The organism is Pyxidicoccus fallax (genome assembly GCF_012933655.1).
Lineage (GTDB): Bacteria > Myxococcota > Myxococcia > Myxococcales > Myxococcaceae > Myxococcus > Myxococcus fallax.
The window spans coordinates 72,973-83,891 of sequence record NZ_JABBJJ010000012.1 but is presented as its reverse complement, the minus strand read 5'-3'; the positions used below and the strand labels follow the sequence as shown (position 1 = coordinate 83,891).

The 10,919-nt window shown below is 71.3% G+C and carries 6 protein-coding genes; 5 read left to right on the top strand and 1 reads right to left on the bottom strand.

Annotation, left to right across the window (positions count from 1 at the left end; genetic code table 11):
* Window positions 1-85: 85 nt before the first annotated feature.
* Window positions 86-1,474 (bottom strand): GGDEF domain-containing protein, encoded by a 1,389-nt coding sequence (locus HG543_RS04395; RefSeq protein ID WP_169343385.1) that lies wholly within the window; start codon window positions 1,472-1,474, stop codon window positions 86-88.
* A gap of 50 nt (window positions 1,475-1,524) precedes the next feature.
* Here HG543_RS04395 and HG543_RS04390 point away from each other — a divergent pair, with 50 nt between their 5' ends.
* The 5 genes from HG543_RS04390 to HG543_RS04370 all read left to right on the top strand — a co-directional run bounded on the left by HG543_RS04390 (window position 1,525) and on the right by HG543_RS04370 (window position 10,897).
* Entirely contained in the window at window positions 1,525-2,340 is an 816-nt protein-coding gene (locus HG543_RS04390) for a chemotaxis protein CheW (RefSeq protein ID WP_169343380.1), read from the top strand.
* Window positions 2,341-2,459: 119 nt separating this feature from the next.
* Window positions 2,460-3,797, top strand: coding sequence for a response regulator (locus HG543_RS04385; RefSeq protein WP_169343379.1), 1,338 nt, complete (start codon window positions 2,460-2,462; stop codon window positions 3,795-3,797).
* A gap of 72 nt (window positions 3,798-3,869) precedes the next feature.
* Window positions 3,870-7,607 carry a valine--tRNA ligase gene (locus HG543_RS04380; RefSeq protein ID WP_169343378.1) on the top strand — a complete coding sequence of 1,246 codons (3,738 nt, stop codon included), beginning with the start codon at window positions 3,870-3,872 and terminating at the stop codon, window positions 7,605-7,607.
* Window positions 7,608-7,618: 11 nt separating this feature from the next.
* Window positions 7,619-8,491 (top strand): carboxylating nicotinate-nucleotide diphosphorylase, encoded by an 873-nt coding sequence (gene nadC, locus HG543_RS04375; protein WP_171818422.1) that lies wholly within the window; start codon window positions 7,619-7,621, stop codon window positions 8,489-8,491.
* A gap of 246 nt (window positions 8,492-8,737) precedes the next feature.
* The gene (locus tag HG543_RS04370; RefSeq protein ID WP_169343377.1) at window positions 8,738-10,897 is read left to right on the top strand and encodes a hypothetical protein; all 2,160 of its coding nucleotides are present in this window, start codon (window positions 8,738-8,740) and stop codon (window positions 10,895-10,897) included.
* Window positions 10,898-10,919: the final 22 nt, after the last annotated feature.

The window sequence follows — 10,919 nt, the reverse complement described above, 5'->3', positions numbered from 1 at the left end:
GGCAAGGAGGGCGGGGGAGCACGCGCCGAGGTGGAGACCACCCCGACCAAGCGCCTCACCGTGGGCAACCTGCGCCGCTGAGCCGCTACGTGCTGGAGCCGCCGGGGCCGCTGCCGCCCTGGCGCCGCTCCGCCGGCAGCGGCTCCAGATCCAGGGCCGCCATGTAGACGACATTCCGGGAGCCACGCTTGCCCCGGTACATGGCCCGGTCCGCCAGGTCCAGCAGCGTGGCCTTGTCCCGGGCGTGCTCGGGGAAGCTGGCCACGCCGATGCACGTGCTGAGCTTCAGCGACAGCCCCTCGCGCGCGAGGAACAGGTGCGTCTCCATGGTGCGGCGGATGCGCTCCGCCACCTTGAGCGCGCCGCCGGAGTCGGTGTTGCGCAGGAGCACCACGTACTCGTCGCCGCCGTAGCGGGCCACCACGTCGTGGTCTCTCACGCAGCCCTTCACCACCCGGGCCGTCTCCACCAACAGCCGCGAGCCCACGAGGTGGCCGTGCGTGTCGTTGATGGACTTGAAGTGGTCCAGGTCCAGGAACAGCAGGCTGAAGGGCCGCTGCGTCTGGACGGAGTCCTGGACCTCGCGGTCCAGCACCAGGTGCAGGTAGCGCGTGTTGAAGAGGCGGGTGAGGTCGTCGACGTACGCCAGGTCCTCCACCGCCGCGAAGCGCCCGAGGTTGCGCAGCGCCAGTGCCCAGTTGCGCACCAGGTAGCCCGCCGTCTCGCCGGTCCACTCCGGCTCGGCGCCGTCGAAGAAGAGCACCGCGTGGCCCAGCACCGTGGTGCCCTCCACGGCGGGGATGGAGAGGACGCGCGGGAAGGCGGCGTCCAGCCCTTCCAGCTCCCGGGGCGCGCGCGCATTCGAGAGGCGCTCCACGAGGGTGGCCACCAGCTCCGGCTCGTGCCGCGGAGGCAGTCCGCGGACGCCCTGGAGCCGCAGGCCCTTGTCGCCGTCGCGCTCCAGCAGCACCACGGCGCTGGCGCAGGCCATGGACTCCAGCGCGCTCGTGGTGGCGGAGGCCAGCTTCTCGCGCTCCAGCGTGGTGGCGATGCGCTGGCCGGCCTCCAGCATGGCGACGTGCCGGCGCAGCGAGGCGTTCTCCTGGAGGAGGTCTCGCGTGGTGAGGGCGCGGCGGACGGCGTGCTGGAGGGCCTCGGGGGCCACCGGCTTGACGAGGTACTCGGCCGCGCCGCTCTTGATGGCGCGCACGGCGGGGTCCACCTTCTCCAGGCCGGTGATGACCACCACCTCCACGCCGGGGTGGCGCTCGCGCACGTGGCGCAGCACCTCCATGCCGTCGCCACCGGGGAGGATGAGGTCCGTCACCACCGCGTCGAAGCGGTCCCCGGCCAGCGCCTCCCGCGCGTCCTGGAGCGAGCCCACCGCCGTGACGGCGTGCCCCACGGCCGTGAGGTAGTCGCCGTAGAGGGTGCGGGCGATCTTTTCGTCGTCGACGAGGAGGATGCGCGCCATCTGGCTCAACGGCTTACCACCAAGGCGAGGAAGGCTGCTAGGGTAGGGCCGTGTCACCCTTCGAAAGCGGACGCCGGCTCTGCCTTCTCGTGGAGGCAGGAGAGACGCGCTACGCGGTGGAGGCCACCTCCGTCATGGAAGTGGCCATGCCCGGCGCCAACGGCTCCAGCCTGCGTGGCGTGCTGGAGGTGAAGGACCTGTCGGCCCTGCTCGGCGGCCTGCCCGAGGAGGGGCCGGGCATGGTGGTGGTGCTCGACGTGAGTCCCACCCTGGCCGTGCGGGTGCGCTCCGTGGTGGAGGTCGCCGACGTGGCGCGGGCGCCATTCTTCCTCCTGCCCCCCGGGCTGGCGGACTCGCTGGCCCCCCTGAGCCGGGGCGCGGTGCTGCACAAGGAGCGGCTCTACCTGGAGCTCATCGCCGAGGCGCTGCCCCACCGGGTGGGCCCCCGGGCCGCGCCCGCGGCCCTGCGCCCCGTCCACTGGGCCGAGTCCACGCCCGACAAGGCGCTCGTCTTCGAATCGCAGGGGCGCCTGTTCGGCGTCCCGCTGGGCTTCGTCTCCCAGGTGATATCGCGAGGGGAGGCCTTCAGCGTCCTGCCCGTGCAGAGCGGGCCGGTGGCCGGCATCTTCCCGCACGCCCAGGTGCTGTGGCCCATCTGCTCGGTCCCCGCGCTGCTGGGCTCACCCCCGGTACCCGAGGCCCTCTTCATCCTCACGGAGCTGGCCGGCCGGAACGTGGGGCTGACGGCCACCCGGGTGCTCGGCGTGCTGCAGCACTTCGAGCCGGAGACCACCATTGGGGCCTTCCGTGCCCCCGGGTTGACAGGCTCCGTGCTGTTCCTGGACCTGCAGCGCATGTTTTCTTGATCGTGCTGGAGCGCGAAACGTAAGCTGCCCCGCTTGATACAGGGCCGCGACCTGGGTTTTTCGCGGCAGGAATCTCCAACGAATTCAGGGGGGTGGGACGCCCCCCGAGGCCCGAACCGATGCCCAAGAATCTGCTGGTCGCCGATGACTCGCTCACCATCCGCAAGGTGATTGGGATGATCTTCGCGACCGAGGACTTTCAGGTGACCGCGGTGGACAACGGGCTGGACGCCATCTCCCGTACCCGCGAGCTGCGCCCGGACGTCGTCCTCGCCGATGTGATGATGCCGGGCAAGAGCGGCTACGAGGTCTGCGAGGCCCTGAAGAGCGACCCGGCCACCCAGGGCATCCCCGTGGTGCTGCTGGCGGGGACCTTCGAGGCGTTCGACGAGAACCGCGCCCGCGCCGCCCGCGCCGATGACCACATCGCCAAGCCCTTCGAGAGCCAGGTGCTGCTCGACAAGGTGAAGGCGCTGGTGGGGCAGAAGTCCAACACCATGCCGGCCTCCGCGGCCACGCAGGTGCGCCCGCCCACCGCCCAGCCGGCCACTCCCGCGCCGGTGCCTCCGGGCCCGCAGCCGGGCGCGCCCACGGCCGCCCGTCCGGGCATTCCGCAGGGCACCCAGCCGGCCGTGCCGCGTCCTCCGGGCCCGGGCATGCCGCCGGGTGCTCCGGGCGCGCCGCGTCCTCCGGGACCGGGCATGCCGCCGGGGCCGGGCATGGCCCGTCCTCCCGGGCCGGGAATGCCGCCTCCGGGCGCGCCGGGCGCGCCGCGTCCTCCGGGCCCCGGGATGCCGCCGGGGCCGGGCATGGCCCGTCCGCCGGGGCCTGGAATGCCGCCTCCGGGTGCTCCGGGCGCGCCGCGTCCTCCGGGCCCTGGCATGCCGCCTCCGGGCGCCGCCGCGCGTCCGGGCGTGCCGCCTCCGCCGGGTGCGTCCGCACCGGGCATGCCGCCGCGTCCGGGCGTGCCCGCGCCTCCGGGTGGGCCGGCGCCGGGCATGGCCCGTCCGGGGATTCCCCAGGGCAGCCAGCCGGGCTTCCCGCGTCCTCCGGGCGGCGCCGCGCCGCTGCCTCCCGCGCCGGGTGGCGCGACCCAGCCGGCGGCCCGCGCGAGGGACCCGTTCGGACTGGGCGCTCCCACGGCGGCGCCGCAGGCAGCCCAGCCTTCCATCAGCATCGAGGACTCGCTGCCCGAGCCCAGCGGTGCCGAGGAGATCTCCCTGGACATGGGCGGCCCCCCGACGGCCGCTCCGACCGCGGTGGCGCCGACCGCCGCTCCGGCCACGGCCCGTCCGACCGCCGCGGATGGTGGCGAGGCGCTGCTGCGCGAGGCGCTCTCGAAGGCCTCCCGCGAGGTCATCGAGAAGATTGCCTGGGAGGTGGTACCGCAGCTGGCGGAGACCATCATCCGTGAGGAGCTCGAGCGGCTCATCAAGGACCGGGAGACGCAGCACTGACGCGTTCCTCGCCTTAACCTCTCTCCAAGACCTTCCCGCCGGCCCCGGTTCCCCCGGGGCTGGCCGTCCGCAATGACCGACACCACTGAACTGTCCAAGGCCTACGAGCCCACCGAGGTCGAGGCCCGCTGGTACGCCTGCTGGATGGAGCGGAACTACTTCCGCGCCGAGGCGACCTCCGACAAGCCCGCCTTCTCCATCGTGCTGCCGCCGCCCAACGTGACGGGCAGCCTCCACATCGGCCACGCGCTCACCGCCACCATCCAGGACATCCTCGCGCGCTGGAAGCGGATGAGCGGCTTCAACACCCTGTGGCTCCCCGGCACGGACCACGCCGGCATCGCCACGCAGATGGTGGTGGAGAAGGAGCTGAAGAAGACCGAGGGCAAGAGCCGGCACGACCTCGGCCGCGCCGCCTTCCTGGAGCGCGTCTGGGAGTGGAAGGGCAAGTACGGCGCCCGCATCGGCGAGCAGCACCGCTTCCTGGGCGCCTCGCTGGACTGGAGCCGCGAGCGCTTCACCATGGACGAGCAGTCCTCCGCCGCCGTGCGCGAGGTCTTCGTGCGTCTGTACGAAGAGGGCCTGATGTACCGGGCCCAGAAGCTCATCAACTGGTGCCCCTCGTGCCGCACCGCCCTCAGCGACCTGGAGGTGGAGCACGAGGAGTCGAAGAAGGGCTCCATCTGGCACATCCGCTACCCCGTCAAGGACAGCGACCGCACGCTCACCGTGGCCACCACGCGCCCGGAGACGATGCTGGGCGACACCGCGGTGGCCATCCACCCGGAGGACGAGCGCTACCTGGGGCTGGCCGGCAAGAGCGTGAAGCTGCCGCTGACCGACCGCGAGATTCCCATCATCGCGGACGCGGAGCTGGTGGACCCGAAGTTTGGCACCGGCGTGGTGAAGGTGACGCCGGCGCACGACTTCAACGACTACCAGACGGGCCTGCGGCACAAGCTGCCCATGCTCACCATCCTGGACGAAGCGGCCCGGATGACGAAGGAGACCGGCAAGTACGCCGGCCTGGACCGCTTCGAGGCGCGCAAGCAGGTGCTGGCGGACCTCACGGAGCAGGGGCTGCTGGAGAAGGAAGAGCCCCACATGCTGAACGTGGGCACCTGCCAGCGCTGCGCCACGGTGGTGGAGCCGCGCCTGTCTCCGCAGTGGTTCATCAAGATTGAGCCGCTGGCGAAGCCGGCCATCGAGGCGGTGGAGCAGGGCCGCACGAAGTTCGTCCCCGAGTCCTGGACGAACACGTTCTTCCACTGGATGCGCAACATCCACGACTGGTGCGTCAGCCGCCAGCTGTGGTGGGGCCACCAGATTCCCGCGTACTACTGCACCTCGTGCAGCCCGCGGCAGGGCGACGACACGGACCTGCCGCTGGACGCCCCCACGGTGAAGGTGGGCGGGGTGGACTTCGCGCGCGCGGAGCCCATCGTCGCGCGCGAGCAGCCGAAGTCCTGCCCGAAGTGCGGCGGCGCGTCCTTCATCCAGGACCCGGACGTGCTGGACACCTGGTTCTCGTCCGGCCTGTGGCCGTTCTCCACGCTGGGCTGGCCGCGTGAGACGCCGGAGCTGAAGACCTTCTACCCGACGTCCGTCATGGAGACGGGCCACGACATCATCTTCTTCTGGGTCGCCCGGATGATGATGATGGGCATCCACTTCATGGGGGATGTGCCCTTCCGCACCGTGTACCTGCACGCGATGGTGCGCGACGAGAAGGGCCAGAAGATGTCCAAGACGAAGGGGAACGTCATCGACCCCCTGGACATCGTCCTCGGCGCCCCGGCCGACAAGCTCCAGCCGACGCTGAAGAACCGGTTCCCGCAGGGCATGCCGCCGTTCGGCGCGGACGCGCTGCGCTTCACGCTCGCCTCGCTCACCCAGCAGGGCCGCGACATCAAGCTGTCGATGGACCGGCTCGAGGGCTACAAGGCCTTCGGCAACAAGCTGTGGAACGCCAGCCGCTTCGCCCTGATGAACATGGGCGACTTCCGGATGGAGGCCGGCCCGCTGGACCGGAGCACGCTGACGCTGGCGGACCGCTGGATTCTCTCCCGCCTCCAGCGCGCCACCACGGAGGCGCGCGCGCTGCTGGAGTCGTACAGCTTCGGCGAGGCCGCCTCCACGCTCTACCAGTTCCTCTGGGCGGAGTTCTGCGACTGGTACATCGAGCTGGCGAAGGGCTCGCTGTACGGCGAGGACGCGGCGGCGAAGGACTCCACGCGCCGGGTGCTCGTGTACTGCCTGGACCGCATCCTGCGGCTGCTGCACCCGTTCATGCCGTTCATCACCGAGGAGATCTGGCAGAAGCTGCCGATGGCCCGGCCGACGGACAGCATCATGATTGCCCCGTACCCGGAGCCGGACGCGGCGCACGTGGACGAGGCGGCGGAAGGCGAGATGGCGCCGGTCATCGCCGCCATCGAGGGCCTGCGCACCATCCGCGGCGAGAGCAACCTGTCGCCCGCCACCAAGGTGAAGGCGGTGGTGCAGAGCGCGGACGTGCGCACGCGTGAGCTGCTGGAGCGCTGGCGCGGCTACCTCATGCCGCTGGCCGGCCTGTCCGAGGTGACGGTGGGAGCGCCGGGCGCCAAGCCGCCGCAGGCCGCCGCCTTCGTGGGCTCCAACCTGGAGATCTACGTCCCGCTGGCGGGCCTCGTCGACCTGGACGCGGAGCGCGAGCGGTTGAAGAAGGAGATTGCCCGCGCCGAGCAGGAGATGGCCGGCGTGCTGCGCAAGCTGGAGAACCCCAACTTCGTGGCCAAGGCGCCCCCGGACGTGGTGGAGAAGGACCGCGCCCGCGTCGAGGAGCTGAAGGAGCGCAAGGCCAAGCTTCAGGACCACCTGCAGCGGATTGCCCCGGAGCCCGCCATGCCAGAGACGCCGCCGTCCGAGAGCACCACTCCCGAGAGCAGCACCCCCACCGCGGAAGAGGGTGCCTCCCCCTCCGCCCCGGCCCAGGTGAAGGTCGCCCCGAATCAGGAAGAGAAGGGCGGCGTGGACCTGGGCCAGGAGCTGAAGGGTGAACTGGGCGAGACCGGCACCGCGTCCGAGGCCGGGGACACGCAGGTGCAGGACGCGCTCGCGAAGCTGCGCGAGGGCACGAAGGAGGGCCTGTCGCCATCCGACCACCATGACCTCGGCGTGGCGTACATGACCATGGGGCTGGTGGACGACGCGATGCGCGAGTTCAACCGGGCCAAGGAGGGTGGCGACACCCGCGAGACGCCGGCCGAGGGCGCCGAGGCGGAGGAGGGTGAGTCCGGCCCGGTGAAGGCCCACGGGGACATGTTGCCCACGCGCGAGGTGACGCAGGGCGAGCCCGTGCGCTCCGCCTCGAAGAAGAAGGCGACCGCTCCCGGCAAGGTGCACGGCGACAAGCTGGCGCCCGCCCCGACCACCGAGGAGGCCGAGGCCCCCGCGGTGAAGAAGGCGGCCGCGCCGGCGAAGAAGGCGGCGGGGACGTCGGCGGTGGCCCGGAAGGCGCCGGCCGCGGCGAAGAAGGCTCCGGCGAAGAAGGCCGCGGGCAAGGCCCCCGCGAAGAAGGCGGCGGCGAAGAAGGCCCCCGCGAAGAAGGCGGCGGCGAAGAAGGCTCCCGCGAAGAAGGCGGCCGGCAAGGGCGCGGCGAAGAAGGCCGTCGCGAAGAAGGCTCCGGCGAAGAAGGCGGCCGTGAAGAAGGCTCCCGCGAAGAAGGCGGCGGGCCGGAAGACGGCGGCGAAGAAGGCCCCCGCGAAGAAGGCGGCGGCGAAGAAGGCCACCCGGGCGAAGCCCGCTGCACGGGCGAAGGCCCGGCGGTAACTGGAGGCGACGTGCAGCAGGACTACCTCGATCGGCTCATCGCACTCGCACTCGACGAAGACCTGGGGGCGGCGGGTGACGTCACCTCCCAGGCCCTCATCCCTCCCGACGCGGAGGGCAGCGCGGAGCTGGTCGCCAAGGAGCAGTTGGTGGTCGCGGGGCTCGACGCCTTCGTCCGGACCTTCCACATGGTGGATCCGGACGTGGAAGTGGAGCTGCTCAAGCGCGACGGCGAGGAAATCAAACCGAAGATGGTCGCCGCGCGCTGCCACGGGCGGATGCGCTCGCTGCTCGCGGCGGAGCGCACCGCGCTCAACCTCGTCCAGCGCGCCGCCGGCATCGCCACCCTGGCCCAGCAGGCCATGACGTCGGTGCGGGGGTCCAAGCTGAAGGTGCTGGACACCCGCAAGACGCCGCCCGGCATGCGCTCGCTGGCCAAGGACGCCGTGCGCATGGGCGGGGCCTCCAACCACCGCTTCGGCCTCTTCGACGGCATCCTCATCAAGGACAACCACATCGCGGCCGTGGGCGGCTCCATCTCCGAGGCGCTCCGCCTGGCGAAGCTCAACGGCCCCCGGCTGGTGAAGATTGAAATCGAGGTCACCAACCTCAAGCAGCTCGCCGAGGCGATTGAGCACGGCGCGGACGTCATCATGCTCGACAACATGGACGACGCGCAGATTCGCGAGGCCGTGAAGCTGACGAACGGCCGCGTCCCGCTCGAGGTCTCCGGCGGCGTCACCCTGGACCGGCTGCCCCGCCTGGCGAAGCTCGGCGTGGACTTCGTGTCCATGGGCGCGCTGACGCACTCGGCGCGGGCCATGGACCTGTCGCTGGAAATCACCGGCGCCGCGAAGAGGCCTCGCAAGTCCAAGCAGGCCTGACGTCGGAGCGGGGTGGGGCGGATTCACGCCCCGCCCGGCTCTGGTTTGAGTTCCATGTTTCACACGTCGGATGCCGCGACGCGCAACATCGGGCCTCCTCCCTCCGACAACTGAAATGAGCGCGCGGATGTCACGTAAGACATCCGTGTGCCTATTGTCGTGGCTGTACGCAGAGGGGGAAAACACGTGAATGCGACGGAAGTGAGGGGGAGTCAGGCCACGGGTCTGAGCGGGGGCTCGGATTCGGTGAACCAGACTGTCGAGGACGCGCAGCAGGCGGCCCGTGCCGCGGCGGAAGCGGCGCGCAAGGCGGCGGAAGCAGCGGCCGCCGCGGCGGCGGAGCGAAACGTGCAGAAGGCCCGCGAGCTGGAGGCCCGGGCGAAGTCGCTGGCCGAGGCCGCGGCAAAGGCGGCGCAGAAGGCGAACAACGCGGCGGCGAAGCTGTCGGACGCGCTGGAGAAGCTGGAGAACCGCGGCAGGGGCGACGTCAAGCTGGCCGCGGCGGTGGAGAAGGCGACGGCCGCCGCGAAGGCCGCGAAGGCGAGCGCGACGGCCGCGGCGAACAGCGCGGCGGCGGCCACCCGCGCCCGGTCGCAGAAGCCCGTGGACCGCTACGAGAGCATGAAGGACCGGAAGCTGGAGCTGGGGGCAAACCCGCCGCCCGCGTCGTCGGAGAAGAAGTGGCATCCGCCGATGGCACCTCCGGCCACGCCACCGGGCCCTGGCTTCTTCTCGCGGCCTCCCGACTTCCTCACCCGGCCTCCGGCGCCGCCCCAGCCGCCCACGCCCACCGAGCGGCTGGAGCTCGCCCGCGAGCGTCGCTTCGAGCAGGCGGACCGGAGCGCACGGCCCTTCGGTGAGGCGATTCCGAGGGACCTCTCGTACGGTGCGCTCCCGCGCCCCGGGACGCCGGAAATCAAGCGGGGCGCCTTCTACGAGAAGAGCCTCGAGACGCCCAAGAAGACGGTGGGCGGAACGAAGCTCAACGGAGGCGTCGACGTCACCAGCGAGTACCAGCGCAGCGTCAAGGCCTCCCCGCCGCGGCTCCAGCCCGGCTCCGGATTGACCACCGTCACCTTCGAGGTGAAGCAGGAGCGCAAGGAGGAGGTCTTCACGGGCGCCTCCGTGGACAACGGGCTCGTGGTGGGCAAGGCGGGCTACAAGTACTCGCAGTCCAACGAGCTCACCTATGAGCTCACGGTGCCCGCCAGCGACGCCCGTCGCTACCAGGACAACCCCCAGCTCGCTCCGGACCCGTTCGATGTCCGCTCGCTGCCGGTGGGCTCCACGCTCGTCGTCAAGATGGAGGACCTGCGAGGCCACGGTGTCGTGGCGGAGGCGGGACGCGTGGTGGGAACGCTCCCCGGCCAGAAGAAGCTGGGACTGGACGCGAAGCCGGACCCGGACGCGACGCCCGAGGAGGCCGCGCAGCCTCCAATCAACCGCGTCTTCGCGGGCGGGCGCCTGGAGACGGGCGGGGCGGACATCACCGGTCGCTCGGTGGCCGTCGAGCGCGTGGATGCGAACACGGTGCGGCTCGTCACGGGCTCGACGGAGGGCCTGAAGGGAGCCTTCTCGCTGAGTGGCTACGTCGAGGACGAGGACGGGCTCTTCGAGGCCACCGGCAAGGCTGAGGTCGAGAAGTCCTTCACCACGCAGACGCAGAAGTCCCTCGAGCTCGACCTGCGCAAGCCGGGCGCGGACGCGGTCTACGACTACTTCCTGAAGCACGGACAGCTGCCGCCGGGCGGAGGCAACGCGGCCGTGGGCAGCGCCGACATCTACCAGTCCAGCTTCAAGAACGGCGGCAAGCTGGAGGGCTCGGGCCGTCTCGGCTCCGTGACGGGCGGCATCGCGGTGGGCACCGAGTACGGCATCGACCACAAGCAGACCTTCCAGGATGACGGCGCGGTGAGCTCGGAGTTCACCGTGAGCAACGGCGACCGGACGCTGCAGCTCAACCGGGCGTACAAGGCCGACGGGACGGTGGATCCGGAAGGCACGCGCACCCACTACGTCGTGCAGGGCGCGCCCCCGGAGGTCGCCGAGGGACTCCAGCGCAGCTTCAACCCGGTGCCGACCAGCCGGCCGGTGCCCATCCAGGGGCCCCAGAACCTGGAGCTTCGCTTCACGCCGCAGGATGCGTGGACGCTGAGCCACGTCGCCAAGGACTACGTGGGGAGCTGGGAGCAGCGGAACAACCAGACCTTCAACTCCGCCGCGGAGCCGCTCATCTGGGCGCTCGCCGAGGCGAAGTCTCCCGAGGAGGCGGCGACGGCCTTGATGGATGCCGGCGGACGGCACGAGGACTACCGCGGGCTTACCGCGCTGTCCGACTTCTACCAGGAGGGCACTACCCACGGACGGCGGCTCCCCGGCGTCATCCTCGTGGTGCCCGCGCAGTAACCCGGACGGGCCCACGAAACCC